Origin of the sequence: Streptomyces sp. E-08 (assembly GCF_049913095.1) — a bacterium.
In the GTDB taxonomy this organism is placed as follows: Bacteria; Actinomycetota; Actinomycetes; order Streptomycetales; family Streptomycetaceae; genus Streptomyces.
The window spans coordinates 7,572,036-7,588,024 of the sequence record NZ_CP183971.1; the positions used below are offsets into that span (position 1 = coordinate 7,572,036).

Consider the following 15,989-nt stretch of genomic DNA (forward strand, 5'->3'; position numbering starts at 1 on the left):
GTGGGCCGGATGGCGCAGGCGCCGCGCGGCGCGGCCCGCTCCGCGAGAGGGTGGCCGAACCCAGGAACGACACGGCCCGGTGTCCGAGGAGCGCCCGGACGCCCGGACGCCCGGACGCCCGACCGCGTCCGGACCGCGCGCCGCGCGCCGTTCCTCGTCCCGCCACCGAGGAGGTAGCGCATGCCCCGACGTGTCCCCGCCGCGCACGGCGGCCGGAGTTCCACGAGCTCCGCCCCCGGCCGTACCGGACCTCGCCCGGGGCGCCGGCTCCGCGCGGCGGCCGTCGGGGCGGTCACGGCGGCCGCCGTCCTGAGCGGCGCCGCGGCCGGACCGGTCGCCGCGACCCCGCCCGGCCCGGTGCCGCACGACTCCGGTCACCGCGACCCGGCACTCCAGCGGGCCCTCGCCGGTCTGGTGGGGGCACCGGGCGGCCCGCCCGGCGCGATCGCGGTACTGACCCGGGACGGCGTACGCCAGGTCTACCGGGCCGGCACGGCAGAGCTCGGCACGGGGCGCCCGCCCCGGCCCGACGACCACATGCGCATCGCCAGCGCGGCGAAGGCCTTCAGCGGCGCGGTCGCGCTGAGCCTCGTGGACCGGCGGGCCCTCGGCCTGAACGACACGATCGGCCGGTGGCTGCCCGAACTGCCCGCGGCCTGGCACGCAGTGACCCTGCGTCAGCTGCTCCAGCACACCAGCGGACTCCCGGACTACAGCAAGAGCCAGGCGTTCCAGGACATCGTCCGCGCCGACCCCCGGCACCACTTCGACTCCCGGCGGCTGCTCGACTTCGTGGCCGGGCAGCCGCTCGCCTTCCCGCCGGGCAGCCGCTACGCCTACTCCAACTCGGACAACATCGCGGTCGCCCTGATGGCCGAGCAGGCCACCGGGCGCCCCTACGAGTCGCTGCTGCGCCAGCTCGTGTACCGCCCGCTCGACCTCACCGGGACCAGCCTCCCGCAGGGCCATCTGCTGCCCCGCCCCTTCCTGCACGGCTACGACACCACGCCCGGCGAGCCGCCCGAGGACGTGAGCGAGGCGATCAGCGCCTCCGGGGCCTGGGCGTCCGGCGGCATCGTCTCCACCCCCGCCGACCTGAACAGGTTCATCGGCGGCTACGCGGGACCGGAGCTGCTGACCCCCGCCACCCGCCGCGCGCAGCAGGACTTCCTCCCCGGCGGCGCCTCCGAGCCGGCCGGCCCGGGGGCCAACGCGGCCGGTCTGGCGCTCTTCCGCTACACCACCCGGTGCGGCACGGTCCTCGGCCACACCGGCAACACCCCCGGCTACACGCAGTTCGCCGCGGCCACCCGGGACGGCCGCCGCGCCGTCACGATCTCCGTCGCCGCCCAGGCCACGCGGGACCCCGCCCTGCTGGCCCGGCTGCGCGCGGTCGAGGAACAGTTCGTCTGCGCCCTGCTGGACGACCGGGGCCCGGGGTCCTGGAAGCCGCGTCCGTAGGACCGGACCGCTCTGCCCGGCCGGAGGGCACCGAAGGCGGCTCAGGCCCGGCGGACCGCGTACCCCAGGTACGTCACCACCGGGCTGCCGTCCGGCCGGAGCACCATGTCGACGAGGCCCGGCAGCTGCTCGTCGGTCAGTCTGCCGCGCCTGCGTCCGTGCGTGGCCCGCACCAGGCTGCGTACGGCGCGCGGCTTGAACGACGTGACGTCCCGCGTGGACAGGCCCGCCCGGCCCAGGGCCTCGGCGAGCTCCGCCGGGCGGCGCAGGCGGTGCGCGGCGTACCGGCCGCGGGGCATGATCCGGGTGCCGGGGAACGCCTGGAAGGCCCCGAGGTAGATGAGGCGGGACACGGGGGTGCGGTTCACCGTGTCGTACACGAACGCTCCGCCGCGGCGCAGGACGCGCGCGGCCCGGGCGAGGACGTCGTCCGGCCGCTCGGTGATCTCCAGGGTGTCGGCGCAGTACACGAGGTCGAACGAGCCGCTCTGCAGGTCGAGTTCCTCCGCGGGTGACGTCAGGTAGGTGACGCCGAGGCCGTCGTCCGCCGCCGCGGCGAGCGCGGTCGCGGCGGGGGAGGGGTCGGCGGCGACGACCTCGAAGCCGAGCCGGGCGAGTCCGCGGGCCAGCAGGCCGCGCCCGCTGCCGATCACGAGCGCCCGGCCGCCATCCGCCGGGAGGTCCAGCCGGGAGAGCACGTGCCGCAGGTAGGCGAGGCGTACGGACTGGAAGGTCAGGGCCCGGATGTGGCGGCCGTCGACGGCCGTGGGCCCGGCCGAGTCGAGTGCGATGTGCGGGGCGACGGGCATGACGGCTCCCTCGACGTGCGGGGTGGGTTCCCCGAGTAAACCTAGCATCGTCCAGTTCCCTGAGGGAACCCAAGGTGGATAGGATGGGGCGGTGACCCGAACCCCGCTCTCCGACGTCGCGTGCTCGATCGCCCGCGCGACCGACCTGTTCGGCGACGCCTGGACGGCCCTGATCATGCGTGACGTCCTCGTCGGCATCCGCCGCTTCGACGAGCTGGCGGAGGATCTCGGCCTCTCCCGCAAGGTCCTCGCGGCGCGCCTCGCCCGGCTCGTCGAGGAGGGCGTGCTCGCGCGCGAGCGGTACCAGGACAGTCCGCCGCGCGAGGAGTACGTGCCCACCGAGAAGGGGCAGGAGCTCTACCCCGTCCTGCTCGCCCTGATGGCGTGGGGCGACAAGTGGTACGCCGGGCCCGCCGGCCCGCCCGCCCGGATCCGCCACGACGCCTGCGGGCACGTCGCCACCCCCGTCGTGGCCTGCGACGCCTGCCGGGAGCCGCTCACGGTCGCCGGAACGACCCAACTCCCCGGCCCCGGCGGCCGGGTCGGGCCGGGCACACGGCTCCTGGGCCCGCTGATCGCGGCACAGGGGGGCGAGACGGACGCCGACCGACCCCTTACGCGGTGACGGGTTACCCCTTAGCCTCACCTCTGCGCACAAGTTACCTGCCGGTCAACAACGTTGGCGGGCACACTGGGCCCGGAGGTCGCCATGAGTTCCGCGCAGTACCAGCTCGACAACCGGCCGCGTTCGGTGGCGCACCTCTTCCTCTCGCGGGTCGCGGCCACGCCCGACCGGGAGGCCTACCGCTACCCCGTGCCGGCCGGACAGGGAGTGCCCGGCGCCGAGGAGTGGCGCTCGCTGACCTGGGCCCAGGCGGCCGAGCGCGTGACGGCGATCGCGGCCGGCCTGCTCGCCCTCGGGCTGAGGACCGAGGAGCGGGTGGCCATCTCCTCCTCGACCCGGGTGGAGTGGATCTTCGCCGACCTGGGAGTGATGTGCGCGGGCGCCGCCGCGACCGCCGTCTACCCGAGCACCGACGCCGACGAGACGGCGTACATCCTCGCCGACTCCGGCAGCCGGGCGATCTTCGTCGAGAACGCCGCCCAACTCGCCAAGGCCGCCGAGCACACGGACCGGCTGCCGGAGCTCCGCCACGCGATCCTCTTCGACCCGGAGGCGGACCTCCCGCAGGTCAAGGGCCTGGAGGTGCTGAGCCTCGCCGAGCTGGAGGCGCGCGGCACGGCGTACCTCCAGGAGCACCCGGAGGCGGTCGAGACGGCGGTCGGGGCCATCGAGCGCGAGCAACTCGCCACCCTGATCTACACCTCCGGGACCACCGGCCGTCCCAAGGGCGTGCGCCTGGTGCACGACTGCTGGTCCTACCAGGGCGTCGCCCAGGAGGTCAGCGGCCTCCTCGAACCCGACGACGTGCAGTTCCTGTGGCTGCCGCTGTCCCACGTCTTCGGCAAGGCCCTGATCTCCGGTCAGGTGCGGACCGGGCACGTGATCGCGGTGGACGGGCGGATCGACCGCATCGTCACCAACCTGCCCGTCGTCCGGCCGACCGTGATGGCCTCGGCGCCGAGGGTCTTCGAGAAGGTCTACAACGGCATCGCCGCGAAGGCCCGGGCCGAGGGCGGCGCGAAGTACAGGATCTTCCGGTGGGCGGCGAAGGTCGCCCGCGAGCACGCCAGGACCGGCCAGGAGAGCCTGGTGGCGACGGGGACCCGCACGGTGCCCCTCTGGCTGACCGCGCAGCACGCCCTCGCCGACAAGCTGGTCTACGGCAGGATCCGGGCGGCGTTCGGCGGCGAGCTCCGGGGCAGCGCCTCGGGCAGCGCCGCCCTCGCCCCCGACATCGGCTACTTCTTCGCCGGCGCGGGCGTGCCCGTCCTGGAGGGCTACGGCCTCACGGAGACCAGCGCGGGGTGCACCGTCAACCCGGCCGACGACTACCGGGTGGGCACGGTCGGCAGGCCGCTTCCCGGCACCGAGGTCCGGATCGCCGAGGACGGCGAGATCCTCCTGCGCGGCCCCGGGATCATGCGCGGCTACCACAACCTTCCGGAGAAGACCGCCGAAGTCCTGGAGAGCGACGGCTGGTTCCGTACCGGGGACATCGGCGAGGTCGACAAGGAGGGCTTCCTCCGGATCACCGACCGCAAGAAGGACCTGTTCAAGACCTCGGGCGGCAAGTACGTCGCGCCCACGGAGATCGAGGGCCGGTTCAAGGCCGTCTGCCCGTTCGTCAGCAACATCCTGGTCATCGGAAACGGCCGCAACTACTGCACCGCCCTGATCGCGCTCGACGAGAGCGTCATCATGCCCTGGGCGGCGTCGAACGGCCTCGGGGGCCGCGGTTACGCCGAGGTCGTCTCCTCGCCGGAGGTGCACGCGCTGATCGACGGCTTCGTCCAGCGCGTCAACGGCGACCTGCAGCGGTGGCAGACGATCAAGAAGTTCGCCGTGCTGCCGCGCGACCTCGACGTCGAGCACGGCGAACTCACCCCGAGCCTCAAGGTGAAGCGCCCCGTCGTGGAGCGCGAGTACGCCGAGGTCGTCGAGGCGATGTACGAGGGAGCCCGCGAGGCCTGACGCCCGCTCCGCAGAAGGGGGTTCGGGCCGATCGCACGAGCGGGCACGACCGGTCCGGGCTCAGGACTCCAGTACCTCCACGTGGTCGCCGATCGCGACGGCGAGGACCCGTGAGCCCGGTTCGGTGGTGCGCCAGCGGTGCCGCACGCCACCGGACAGCAGCAGCGTGTCCCCGCGGCCGAGCCGGTGGACGCGACCGTCGGCCTCCACCTCCACGGAACCGTCCGCCACGTACAGCAGCTCGTCGTTGCGGTGCCGGAACTCGCGGTCCGCCTCGTGCGCGCCGACGAACTCCAGCGCGTGCAGCTGATGACGGCCGCGGACCACCGGCCGGACGCGCGCCTCCCGGTCGAGGCCGCTGTCGTCGTCCGCGCGCACCACGTCGACCGTGCGGGTCTCGTCGGAGGCGGCGAGCAGCTGGACCGCCGTCGTCCCGAGGGCGTCCGCGATCCGCTGGAGCGAGCGCATGCTGGGGCGCGCCCGGTCGTTCTCGATCTGGCTCAGGAACGGCGACGAGAGCCCGCTGCTGCGCGCCACCTCGGCGAGCGTCAGGTCCAGTGCCCGTCGCCGGCGGCGCACGGCGGCGCCCACCCGCGGTGTGTTCACGGCCTCCATGGTCGGTCCCGTCCCTTCCCGCCCCGTGGCGCCGTTCGTCCTGTTCCACGGCGCATGACCCGCACCCTACGCGGCGCGCGGCCCCGGCCCGGAGACGGCCCGGAGACGGTTTCGTACTCCCGACACACGCCCGTCACACCACGCCCCTACCGTCAAAGTCGGTTGTTCTCATCAAAGAAAGTTTGAAGGAGGAGCTCCGACGTGCCCACGATCGACCAGAACTCACGCCGCCGCCGTCCCACCGGCCTCATCGCCCTCGACGAGACGGCCGCGTCCGAGGGCTACACCCTCTACGCACCGCTCACCGGCACCGGGGAGGTCCACCTCGTCGACCTCCACGGCCGCACCGTCCACCGGTGGAACCTCCCGTACCGCCCCGGCCGTCACGCCCGGCTGCTCGCCGACGGCACCCTCGCCTACAACGGCGTCCTCCCGGGCGAGAAGGCGCTCTTCCCGATGTGGCACAAGTACCGGGGCGGCGTCATGCTCCGCGCGGCACCCGACGGCACCGTGCTGCGGGAGCACCGCGACCCCCTCCAGCACCACGACGCCCACCACCTCGACGACGGCCGCATCCTCTACACCGCCCTGGAACCCCTCGCCGGGGACGAGGCCGCCGCCGTACGGGGCGGCGTGCCCGGCTCCGAGGCCGCGGGCGTCGTCTGGGCCGACACCGTCAAGGAGGTCGGCCCCGACGGCGAACTCCTCTGGTCCTGGCGCGCCGCGGAGCACCTCGACCGCGACTCCTTCCCCCTCCACGAGGCCTACGCCCGCGAGCACTGGCCGCTGATCAACAGCGTGACGCCCCTGCGGGACGGCAACATCCTCGCGAGCCTGCGGAGCGTCTCGGCCGTCGTCGTCATCAGCCGCGAGACCGGCGAGATCCTCTGGCGCAGCCGCCCCGGCACGGTCAGCCAGCAGCACGCGCCCACCGAACTGGACGACGGCCGGTTCCTCGTCTTCGACAACGGCGTCTTCCGGCCCGGCCACGACGTCCCCTACTCCCGTGTCGTCGAGATCGACCGGACCGACGGCGAGATCGTGTGGGAGTACCACGACCCGGCCCGCGAGTTCTTCTTCGCGCCCTTCATGGGCTCCGCGCAGCGCCTGCCGAACGGCAACACGCTCGTCACCGACTCCCCGTCCGGCCGCCTCTTCGAGGTGACGAAGGACGGCTACCTCTGCTGGGAGTACGTCGTCCCGCACTTCGCCGGCTACGGCGAGAGCGAGGTCCGCGGCCTCTTCCCCTCCGAACCCAACGCCGTCTTCCGCGCCTACCGCTACACCGCCGCCGAGATCCCGTGGCTGGAGGAGACGGCATGACGACCGCACCGACCGACGCCCCCGCCGGGACCCGCCCGGCCGAAGCCGTCGACGCCCGGGTCCCCTGGCGGCGCCTGGTCCCCCTGGCGGCCCAGCACGTCCTGGCGATGATCGCCGCCCCCGTCTCCACCGTCTTCCTCGTCGCCGGAAGCCTGAGGATGTCGCCCGGTGCGACGGCCTCGCTGCTCAGCACCGTCCTGCTCTTCTGCGGAGCGGGCGCCCTGCTCCAGTCCCTCGGCGTGTGGCGGATCGGCGGCCGGCTGCCGTTCGTCATGCTGCCCGGCGGCGCCGCCACAGCCCTGTTCCTCCAGATCGCCCAGGAACACGGCCCGGCGACCGCCACCGGCGCCGTCCTCCTGGCGGCCGCGCTGCTGCTCGCCGTCCTGCCGCTGTACGCCCGTGTCGTACGCCTCTTCCCGCCCCTGGTCATGGGCGTGACCGTGCTGCTCATCGGCATCGCGATGATCCGCGTCGCGGCCCGGCTCGTCACCGGTCCCGACGGCACGGGCGAGCCGCGCGCGGTGCTCCTCGCCGCGCTCACCGTGGCGGCGACCCTCGCCGCGTACGTGTTCCTGCGCGGCGTCTGGCGACAGACGTCCGTCCTCCTCGGGATGGCGGCGGGAACCCTCGTCGCGGTGGGGACCGGCCTGGGCTCCTTCAGCCCCGCGGCCGGCAGCGGCTTCGCCCTGCCCGTGTTCCTGCCCTTCGGTGCCCCGCGGTTCGACCTCGTGGCCGCGCTGCCGCTGCTCGTCTTCAGCCTCACCACGCTCGCCGAGATCACCGGGCAGACCGTGCTCAACAGCGAGACCGTCGGCCGGACTCCGGCCCCCGAGCGGGACGTCCCTCGCGTCGCCCGCGCCGACGCCCTGGTGTCCCTGGCCGGCGGCCTCTTCGGCACCTCGCTCATGGTCACCAGCGCCGAGAACATCGGCATCGGCCGCCTCGCCGGGGTCCGCAGCCGGTTCGTGACCGCCGGCGCCGGAGCGCTCCTGGTCGTCCTCGGCCTGGCCGCCCCCGTCTCGCGGGTGCTCGCCGGGATCCCCGAGGCCGTCGTGGGCGGCTCGGCGCTCGTCGTGTACGCGGTGATCGCCGTCATGGGCGTCGAGATGCTCCGCCGGGCCGACCTGTCCGGCACGGGGCCGGGCTCGCTGACGGCGGCGCTCGCGCTCACCGCGGGACTGCTGCCCCTGCTCAGCCCCGACCTGTACGCGGGGTTCCCCGGCTGGGCCCGTACGATCCTGGGCAGCGGCGTGGTCGCCGGAACCCTGACGGCCGTGCTCCTGACGGCGCTGCTCGGCCGGACCGGCCGGGGTGGCGGAGCCCCCTGCGCGTCGGGGCCACCGCCACGGGAGTGACCCGCGCCCCGGGATCAGCCGAGGGAGGCCGGGCCCCGCCGGTTGAAGGGGAGCCGCCCGAGGACCGCCGCCATGCCGCAGGTGTCGGTCACCGCCGAGAACACCAGGCCCGCGGCGATCGCCGCCGACAGCAGCTGGAACGCCGGGTGCACGAACAGCCCGAGGGCGAGCCCGAGCAGCACCAGGCCCCCCGCGGTGAGACGCACCTGACGCTCCATCCCCCAGACCGCCCGGACCGGACCGGGCGGGTGCTCGAGCCCGTGACCGGCGTCGGCCCAGGCCCGGGTGCCACCGGCCAGACTCGCGGCGGCGATCCCGTGGGAGGCGAGGACCGCGGCGCCCTTGTCGGAGCGGGCACCGGAGGCGCACACCAGGAGCAGCGCTCCGGCCTCGGCCGCCCGCCGCAGGTCCGGCAGGCCGGCGTCGATGCGGTCCAGGGGGATGTTGACGGCGCCAGGAAGGCGGCCGGAGGCGAACTCTCCGGGAGTGCGGACGTCGACCACGTGCAACTCGGCCAGCCGGGGCAGTACTTCGTCGACGCCGAGGGTGCGGGAAATGCCCATGGGGAACCTGTCCTTGGGGGGTGCGGGAAACGGCCCCGCGGCAGCCGCGGGGCCGTTCCACCGGATGCTAGGGGGTGTCCCGCCGGGCGGGCCGGATCCGGCCGTGATCGCCACGGGGTGGCCATGGAGCCGAAACGCGGCGGCAACAGACCGCTCCCGGGCGATCCCGTGGGCCCGGCTAGGAGACCGGGCCGCGCTCGTGCGGGATCCGCTCCCCGGCCTCGACGGCGACGGGCAGCCGGTTCTCGGCCGGCGGCAGCGGGCAGGTCGCGAAGTCCGTGTAGGCGCAGGGCAGATTGGTCGCGCGGTTGAAGTCGAGGACGACCTCGCCGCCGGGCCCCGGCGTCTCCACCGTGAGATTCCGGTTGGCCGCGTACGTCGTGACGCCCGAGGTCGCGTCGGTGAACAGCAGGGTGAGGCTGCCGGGCGCGTGCCCGTTGAACGCGGTCAGGCTCAGCTCCTGCCCCGCGAGCCGGAAGACGACCCGGCCGGGAGCGTCGTACACGTGCTGCAGCCCTTCGACGGAGGCGCCGACCGTCGTCGGCCGCGGCTCGTCGAAGGCCTCGTACCGGCCCGTGACCACCCAGCGCGGATCCGGCTCGTACGCGGGTGTGCCGGCGAAGGCGACGCGCAGCGGGTGGCCGGGGTGGCGCGGGCGGATCACGTCGTTGCCGCCGCGCTTGGCGACCTCGATCACGGTGTCGCCCCAGACGGCGTCGACGCCTCCGCGCTCGGGGATGACGCCGAAGAGGTGCCGCCCGCGGACCGGCACGCCACCGACGACGAGTTCGCCGCCCTCGTCGAGCTCCACGACGGCACCCTCGGGTCCCGTCGACCAGGTCCCGGGCGCGCCGGGAAAGGCCTGCGGCTCGTCGGAGAGCCAGTGCAGACCGGTGATCGCGAGGAAGCCGTGCTCCGAGGCGAGCCGTGCGTCCTTGTCCAGGTGCCACTTCTCCCATTCCGTCGCGAAGAGCTCCGGATCGGTCGTGGTTGTCTCGGGGGCGGTGGGAATGCCACGGACGCTCATGCGTCTCCTCCTGCGGGAGTGGATGGTGTGAGGTGCGCGCGGTCGTGTACCCGCCGAGAAGGGGGGACGATCGGAGCGCGGGGCAGGACGAGGCCGTCAGGGGGCGCCCAGGAACGGTCGGGGCGAGCGCGTCGGTGTCCGGACGCCGGGTCGAGGCCTCGGTGTCAGCCGGAACACGCCATGGTCGTGACGCGCACGTAGTCCACGTGTCGGCGCGTCACGAGCAGGCTCATGGGTTCAGGAGAACACAACTCCGCCGCACGGCGCCAGTGTTGTCCATGAGGGAGGCCGGGCGTCCCGGCGGGGCCGGTTCAGGCGACCCGGTTGCCCTGGCTGTCGCAGGGCAGCTCGGTGACCCGGCTGTGGGCGAGGAAGTCACGGGTGGCCTGCCGGGTGCGGACGGCGCGGGCGTAGCAGACGACGTCGGCCTGGATCCGCGAGCGCTGGACCTGCGGGGCGTACTCGGCGGTCTCGACGAGCTGGTCCAGGGCGCGGGCCTCACCCCGGGAGGCGACCTCCGCCTTGCCGTAGGAGCCGTTCGCGGTGACCAGGACGAACGCGAGGAGAAGGACGGTCAGTGTCAGCAGAGGTCCGACGAGGTCCTTGACGGCCATGCCGGTGTCGTCGTCCTCGGTGAGCAACCGCGGCCGCAGGTACCGGTCGGCGGCGAGGCCCGCGAGCAGGGCCGCGACGGCGACGAGGATGACGAGCAGCACGGGAGGCACCTCCGGGAACGGCTTCCTGGCGTCCCCGGTGCGGCGAACTCGCCGCTTCCACAGACGAATTGAGCCGTCCTGCCCGGTATGGAGCCCGCGTTCAAGCTCACATTCGAGACATGAACGTGTGTCCGGTTCGCCTGCGCTGTGATGTGTGGCGTACAACCTGTGACCAGCCCGTTCAACGACGCACGCGGTCATTCGATCCACCGAGCCCTGGAGTCACACGGATGCGTTTCGGTCTGCTCGGCCCCCTCACGGCGCAGAACGCCGCCGGTCCCCTCGTCATCGGCGGCACGAAGGTCCGGACCCTGCTCGGCATCCTGCTCCTGAAGCGCGGTCAGGTCGTCTCCTCCGACGAGCTCAAGGCCGCCCTCTGGGGTACGGACCTGCCCGCGACGGCCTCCAGCTCCCTGCACAACCACGTGACGCGCCTGCGCAGGACGCTGGGCCCGGAGGGGGCGGTGCGCCTCCGCTCGGTGCCGCCCGGATACGTCCTCGACGTGGACCGCGGCGCGCTCGACAGCGACCGGCACGAGGAGCTGCTGGGGACGGCCCGGAGCGCCCGGCTCCGCGAGGACTGGGAGACCGTGCGGGAGGCCTGCGCGACGGCCCTGGGGCTCTGGCGGGGCAGCCCGCTCGCCGACCTGCCCGCCCTCGGTCACGGCGTGCCGTACGGGCCGGGCCTCCAGGCCCTCGACGAGGCCAGGCTCGTCGCCCTGGAGTGGCGCTGCGAGGCCGACCTCCGGCTCGGCCGGTACGACGGCCTGGCCGCGGAGCTGTACGCGCTCACCGAACAGCACCCCCTGCGCGAGGGGTTCCACCGCCATCTGATGGTCGCCCTGCACCGCACCGACCGTCAGGCGGAGGCCCTGGCCGTCTTCCACCGGCTCCGCAGGATCCTCGCCGACGAGCTCGGCGTCTCACCCGGCCGCGCCGTGCAGGAGGCGCTGGCGGACATCCTCCGGGGCGACGACGAGCCCGCGTCGCCCAAGCCCCCCGCACCCGCACCCGTATCGGCCGCCTCCGGGAAGCCCGCGGGGGACGGTGCGGCGGCGGCACCGGCCCAGCTTCCTCCCGTCTCCCGCTACTTCTCGGGCCGGCGGGCGGAGCTGGCGCGGCTCGACGCGCTCCTGGAGGAGGCCCGCGGGCACGCCGGCACCGGACCGATCGTCGTCTCCGGCCCCGGCGGCGTGGGCAAGACGACCCTCGCGGTCCACTGGGCGCACCGCGTCCGCGCGGACTTCCCCGACGGGCAGCTCCATCTGAACCTGCGCGGCTTCGCCCCGGACGGATCCGCCGTGACACCGGACAGCGCCCTGCGGAGCCTCCTCGAAGGCCTCGGCGTGCCCCGCGCACGCATCCCGGCGGCCCAGGAGGCCAGGACCGCCCTCTACCGCACCCTCACCGACGGCCGCCGCTACCTGATCCTCCTCGACAACGCCCGCGACGCCGCCCATGTGCGGCCGCTCCTGACCGGGTCCGCGACCAGCCTCACCGTCGTGACCAGCAGGGACCAGCTCCTCGGACTCGTCGCCGTCGAGGACGCCCAGCCCGTGGCGCTCGACGTGCTGTCGCCCGAGGAGGCCCGCGAGCTCCTCACCGCGCGCGTCGGCCAGGCGCGCGTCGCGGCCGACCCCCACGCGGTCGACGAGGCCGTCGAGCTCGCCGCGCGCCTCCCGCTGGCCCTGGCCGTCGTGGGCGCACGGGCGGCGGTCACCCCCACCCTCAGCCTGACCCGGCTCGTCGAACGGCTGCGCCGCGCCCGCGGTCTCGACGCCTTCACCGGAAGCGACGCCTGGAGCGACGTCCGCGCGGTGCTCTCCTGGTCGTACGAGACGCTGAGCACCGACGCCGCACGGCTCTTCCGGCTGCTCGCCGTCCATCCCGGCCCGGGGATCACCGTGCCCGTGGCGGGCAGCCTCTCGGCGCTCCCCGGGCCCCGCGCGCACGCCCTGCTGACCGAGCTGGCCGAGGCCAACCTGGTCACCGAGGGCGCCGACGGGAGGTACGCCTTCCACGACCTGCTGCGCTCGTACGCCGTGGAACTCGGCGAAGAGGTCGACTCCGGGCCGAGCCGCCGCACCGCCCTGAGGCGGGTCACGGAGCACTACCTCCACACCGCGCAGCGCGGTGCGCTGCTCATGGATCCCCAACTGCCGCCCGCCGACCTGCCCCCGAAGGCGGGGCGGGGCGTGGGACCCGAGCCGCTCGCGGACATCGGCGAGGCCAGGGAGTGGTTCACCGGCGAGCACGCGGCCCTCGTCCAGACGGTCGTCCGGGCGGGCGCGAGCGGCCTCGACCTGGCGTGCTGGCAGCTGGCGTACGTCCTGAAGACCTACCTCTCCTGGGGCGGGCACTGGGCGGACGGGGCGACCGTCCAGACCGCCGCCCTGGCGGCGGCCGAGCGCATGGACGACCCGACGGCCCGGGCCCGGGCGCACCGGAGCCTGGCCGCGGCCCTGCGCTGGACCGCGCGGGACCCCGAGGCGGGGACCCATCTGCGGCGGGCCCTCGACCTGTTCACCGCAGAGGGGGACCTGCTCGGCCAGGCCGACGTCCACCTCGACCTCGCGGGCAGGTACGAGCGGCAGGAGCGCGCCGAGGAGGCACTGCGCCACAACGCGCTGGCCCTCGGCCTCTTCCGGGAGCGGGGAGACCGGAGCGGCGAGGCCAAGGCCCTGAACAACGTGGGCTACTTCCAGGCGCTGCTCGGCAACCACGCCGAGGCGCTGGCCATGTGCGACGCCGCTCGCCTGGTCTTCGAGGAGCTCGGGGACCGCCGCAGTCTGGGCCTCACCTGGGACAGCCTGGGCGTGGTGCACCACGAGACGGGCGACCTGGAGCGGGCTGCCCACTGCTTCCGGGTCTCGGCGGAGGGACTGCGTGAGGTCGGCGCGCCGTTCCACGAGGCCGTCTCGCTCGACCACCTCGGCGACGTCGAGTGGGCGGCGGGACGGCCCGAGGACGCGCGCGAGGCGTGGCGGCAGGCCTGGGAGCTCCTCGACGCGCTCCGGCACGACGACGCGGAGGCGGTGCTGCTCAAGCTGAGACGCTGAGGCACGGCACCGCATGGGCGCGGACCATGGCGGTGACGTGTCCGGCATCCGTTGGAATCGACCGGAATCGCTCGGAGATGTCGTAGGGTCTGATCGTTTCTGCATGATGCCCTCGGGGCATGAACACGCGTACCAGACTCGCTCTCGCGAGCGCCGCCCTCACCGCCCTCGCCGTCACCGCCCCGACGGCGACGGCGTCCGCCTCGGGTCCCGAGCCGACCCCGGCGCCGCTCGTCACCGCCGCCGACGCGGTGCCCGGCCAGTACATCGTGACCCTCGACGGGACCGCCGACGCCGCGGCGGTCGCAGCGGGGCTGGACCTCCGTCCCACGTTCGTCTACGACAAGGCCATCAACGGCTTCGCGGCCCCGCTGACCGACCTCCAGCTGGCGGCCGTCAGGAGCACCCCGGGAGTGACCTCGGTGGAGGAGGACGCGGTGGCGGCCGCCCCGCCCCAGCCGGTCACGTCCTCCGCCGCCCGGGGACCGGCCGCCGACTGGGGCCTGGACCGGATCGACCAGCAAGACCTGCCGCTCGACAACGACTTCACCACCCGGGGCAGCGGCGCCGGCGTGACCGCGTACATCCTCGACACCGGCATCGACTACGGCCACGCCGAGTTCGGCAACCGCGCCGCGTTCGGCTTCGACGCCATGGGCGACGGGCGCCTCGGCCAGGACTGCAACGGCCACGGCACGCACGTCGCGGGCACGGTCGCCGGCATGACGTACGGGGTGGCCCGGAAGGCCTCCCTGGTGAGCGTCCGCGTGCTGGGCTGCGACGGCCGCGGCACGTACTCCGGCATCATCGCCGGACTCGACTGGGTCGCCAAGAACGCCCGGCAGCCCGCGGTCCTGAACGGCTCGCTCGGCGGCGACAGGTCCGTGGCCCTGAACGACGCCGCCACCGCTCTGTACTCCGCGGGCGTGCTGCCCGTCATCGCGGCCGGGAACTCGTCGAAGAACGCCTGCGAGGTGTCGCCCGCCTCGGCGGACGGCGTCCTGACCGTCGCGGCCTCCAACATCCGGGACGAGGAGACGTCCTTCTCCAACTACGGGCCCTGCGTGGAGATCTTCGCACCCGGCGAGGACATCGTCTCGGCACGCGTCGGCGGCGGCTCCGTCGCCCTGAGCGGCACCTCCATGGCCGCCCCGCACGTCACCGGAGTCGCCGCGCTCTACAAGGCCGAGCACCCCACGGCGAGCCCGGCCGAGGTCGCCGAGTGGATCGACGACAACGCGACGGAGGGCGCCCTGAGCAACGTCAGCGGGGGCACACCCAACGCGCTCCTGTACACCGGCGGCCTGTAAGCCCCCCCCCCACGTCCGGACACCGGCGGCCTGTAAGCCCCCCCACGTCCGGACCCCGGCGGCCCGCGGCCCCAGCAGGTCCGGCGCCCCCGCACCACCCGGCGAACGGGTCGCGCGGGGGCGCCGACCGGCCCGCCACCGGATCGCGCCGGGCCCACGCCTCACGCGGGCCGGCCGCCCCGGGCGGGCGCGAGCGGGTCAGGGGCGAGCAGCCCCGCGACCCGGCGTCCGGCATCGTCCCCGAGGGCCGCGCGCACGATCCCGGGCGGCCTCCGGAAGGCGATCGGCTCCCGCATCGCCTCGTCCGGTGTCGAACGGAGCGGGCCGAGCGATGTCGATTCCTGTCACTCGAAGGCGGATTCGAAGGTGCGCAGCAGATCGGCGGCGACGCTGACGGCGATCGTCGCGGGCTCCTTGCCGGTGATCTCGGCCAGGCCGATCGGGGTCTTGATCCGGTCGATGACGGCCTCGTCGTGACCGCCCTCGGTGGCCAGGCGCCTGCGGAACCGCGCCCACTTGGCCGCCGACCCGATCAGCCCGATGGAGCCGAGGTGGCTCGTGCGCAGGGCGGCATCGCACAGCGCCGCGTCCTCGGCGTGGTCGTGCGTCATGATCAGGACGTGGGTGCCCAGCGGCAGTTCCTCCAGGACCTCCTCGGGCAGCAGCGGCGTGTGGTGCACCCGCACCCGCGCCACCGCGTCCGCGAGGACGTCGAGCCGCTCCGCGGTGAGGGTGTCGGAGCGGGAGTCGACCAGATGGAGGTCGAGGTCCTGACGGGCCAGGATCCGCGCCAGTTCGAGCCCGACGTGCCCGACGCCGAAGATCGCCACCGCCCTTACCACCGGCAGGGGTTCGAGCAGCACCGACACGGTGCCGCCGCAGCACTGCACCCCGTGCCGGTTGGTCACCTTGTCGTTCAGGGCGAAGTCGATGAGCTCGGGCTCCGGTGCGGCCGCGGCGATCATCTCCCGGGCCCGGTCGATCGAGACCGCCTCCACGTTGCCGCCGCCGATCGACCCCCAGGTCTCGGTCCGTCCGACCACGAGCTTCGCGCCGGCGTCGCGCGGGGCGTGGCCGCGCACGGTCGCGACGGTCACGAGCACGCCGGCCTCCCGGCGTGCCCGCAGCCGCGCGACCGCGGCGAACCACGTCATG

At 74.3% G+C, this 15,989-nt stretch carries 13 protein-coding genes; 7 read left to right on the plus strand and 6 right to left on the minus strand.

What is annotated here, in order from left to right:
• Positions 1-180: 180 nt before the first annotated feature.
• Entirely contained in the window at positions 181-1,461 is a 1,281-nt protein-coding gene (locus tag ACN9MM_RS34795) for a serine hydrolase domain-containing protein (protein WP_426367733.1), read from the plus strand.
• A 41-nt stretch (positions 1,462-1,502) separates the two neighbouring features.
• On the opposite strand, the gene ACN9MM_RS34800 is transcribed toward ACN9MM_RS34795, so the two are convergent.
• The gene (locus ACN9MM_RS34800) at positions 1,503-2,318 is read right to left on the minus strand and encodes a class I SAM-dependent methyltransferase (protein WP_426367734.1); all 816 of its coding nucleotides are present in this window, start codon (positions 2,316-2,318) and stop codon (positions 1,503-1,505) included.
• A 43-nt stretch (positions 2,319-2,361) separates the two neighbouring features.
• On the opposite strand from ACN9MM_RS34800, the gene ACN9MM_RS34805 reads away from it, so the two are divergent.
• Positions 2,362-2,895: a winged helix-turn-helix transcriptional regulator gene (locus tag ACN9MM_RS34805; RefSeq protein ID WP_426367735.1), complete on the plus strand. Its 534-nt coding sequence runs from the start codon at positions 2,362-2,364 to the stop codon at positions 2,893-2,895.
• Between the two features lie 84 nt (positions 2,896-2,979).
• Entirely contained in the window at positions 2,980-4,866 is a 1,887-nt protein-coding gene (locus tag ACN9MM_RS34810; protein ID WP_426367736.1) for an AMP-dependent synthetase/ligase, read from the plus strand.
• Positions 4,867-4,926: 60 nt separating this feature from the next.
• Here ACN9MM_RS34810 and ACN9MM_RS34815 read toward each other — a convergent pair whose 3' ends face one another.
• The gene (locus ACN9MM_RS34815) at positions 4,927-5,472 is read right to left on the minus strand and encodes a helix-turn-helix domain-containing protein (RefSeq protein ID WP_426367737.1); all 546 of its coding nucleotides are present in this window, start codon (positions 5,470-5,472) and stop codon (positions 4,927-4,929) included.
• Between the two features lie 210 nt (positions 5,473-5,682).
• On the opposite strand from ACN9MM_RS34815, the gene ACN9MM_RS34820 reads away from it, so the two are divergent.
• Together ACN9MM_RS34820 and ACN9MM_RS34825 are read left to right on the plus strand one after the other, a co-directional pair.
• Positions 5,683-6,804 (plus strand): aryl-sulfate sulfotransferase, encoded by a 1,122-nt coding sequence (locus ACN9MM_RS34820; protein WP_426367738.1) that lies wholly within the window; start codon positions 5,683-5,685, stop codon positions 6,802-6,804.
• The gene (locus ACN9MM_RS34825; protein ID WP_426367739.1) at positions 6,801-8,159 is read left to right on the plus strand and encodes a uracil-xanthine permease family protein; all 1,359 of its coding nucleotides are present in this window, start codon (positions 6,801-6,803) and stop codon (positions 8,157-8,159) included. The genes ACN9MM_RS34820 and ACN9MM_RS34825 overlap by 4 nt, the downstream gene beginning before the upstream one ends.
• 14 nt (positions 8,160-8,173) lie before the next feature.
• Here ACN9MM_RS34825 and ACN9MM_RS34830 read toward each other — a convergent pair whose 3' ends face one another.
• The 3 genes from ACN9MM_RS34830 to ACN9MM_RS34840 all read right to left on the minus strand — a co-directional run bounded on the left by ACN9MM_RS34830 (position 8,174) and on the right by ACN9MM_RS34840 (position 10,465).
• The gene (locus tag ACN9MM_RS34830; protein ID WP_426367740.1) at positions 8,174-8,722 is read right to left on the minus strand and encodes a rhodanese-like domain-containing protein; all 549 of its coding nucleotides are present in this window, start codon (positions 8,720-8,722) and stop codon (positions 8,174-8,176) included.
• A 178-nt stretch (positions 8,723-8,900) separates the two neighbouring features.
• Entirely contained in the window at positions 8,901-9,749 is an 849-nt protein-coding gene (locus ACN9MM_RS34835; RefSeq protein ID WP_426367741.1) for a DUF1684 domain-containing protein, read from the minus strand.
• 311 nt (positions 9,750-10,060) lie between these two features.
• On the minus strand, positions 10,061-10,465 hold the full coding sequence (locus ACN9MM_RS34840; RefSeq protein ID WP_426367742.1) for a hypothetical protein: 405 nt from the start codon (positions 10,463-10,465) through the stop codon (positions 10,061-10,063).
• A gap of 230 nt (positions 10,466-10,695) precedes the next feature.
• Here ACN9MM_RS34840 and ACN9MM_RS34845 point away from each other — a divergent pair, with 230 nt between their 5' ends.
• Both ACN9MM_RS34845 and ACN9MM_RS34850 read left to right on the plus strand, forming a co-directional pair.
• Positions 10,696-13,524, plus strand: coding sequence for an AfsR/SARP family transcriptional regulator (locus ACN9MM_RS34845; RefSeq protein WP_426367743.1), 2,829 nt, complete (start codon positions 10,696-10,698; stop codon positions 13,522-13,524).
• A gap of 119 nt (positions 13,525-13,643) precedes the next feature.
• Complete coding sequence (locus ACN9MM_RS34850) at positions 13,644-14,834, plus strand: S8 family peptidase (RefSeq protein ID WP_426367744.1); 1,191 nt, start codon at positions 13,644-13,646, stop codon at positions 14,832-14,834.
• A gap of 344 nt (positions 14,835-15,178) precedes the next feature.
• Here the strand turns inward: ACN9MM_RS34850 and xdhC are convergent, their stop codons facing one another.
• The gene (xdhC, locus tag ACN9MM_RS34855; protein WP_426367745.1) at positions 15,179-15,988 is read right to left on the minus strand and encodes a xanthine dehydrogenase accessory protein XdhC; all 810 of its coding nucleotides are present in this window, start codon (positions 15,986-15,988) and stop codon (positions 15,179-15,181) included.
• Between the last annotated feature and the right edge of the window lies 1 nt (position 15,989).

Bases quoted from the DNA above. Each gene is read 5' to 3' on its own strand.
- ACN9MM_RS34835 (WP_426367741.1), bottom strand. From the start codon at position 9,749: ATGAGCGTCCGTGGCATTCCCACCGCCCCCGAGACAACCACGACCGAT.
- ACN9MM_RS34800 (WP_426367734.1), bottom strand. From the start codon at position 2,318: ATGCTAGGTTTACTCGGGGAACCCACCCCGCACGTCGAGGGAGCCGTC.
- ACN9MM_RS34795 (WP_426367733.1), top strand. From the start codon at position 181: ATGCCCCGACGTGTCCCCGCCGCGCACGGCGGCCGGAGTTCCACGAGC.
- ACN9MM_RS34850 (WP_426367744.1), top strand. From the start codon at position 13,644: ATGAACACGCGTACCAGACTCGCTCTCGCGAGCGCCGCCCTCACCGCC.
- ACN9MM_RS34825 (WP_426367739.1), top strand. From the start codon at position 6,801: ATGACGACCGCACCGACCGACGCCCCCGCCGGGACCCGCCCGGCCGAA.
- xdhC (WP_426367745.1), bottom strand. From the start codon at position 15,988: ATGACGTGGTTCGCCGCGGTCGCGCGGCTGCGGGCACGCCGGGAGGCC.
- ACN9MM_RS34845 (WP_426367743.1), top strand. From the start codon at position 10,696: ATGCGTTTCGGTCTGCTCGGCCCCCTCACGGCGCAGAACGCCGCCGGT.
- ACN9MM_RS34810 (WP_426367736.1), top strand. From the start codon at position 2,980: ATGAGTTCCGCGCAGTACCAGCTCGACAACCGGCCGCGTTCGGTGGCG.
- ACN9MM_RS34830 (WP_426367740.1), bottom strand. From the start codon at position 8,722: ATGGGCATTTCCCGCACCCTCGGCGTCGACGAAGTACTGCCCCGGCTG.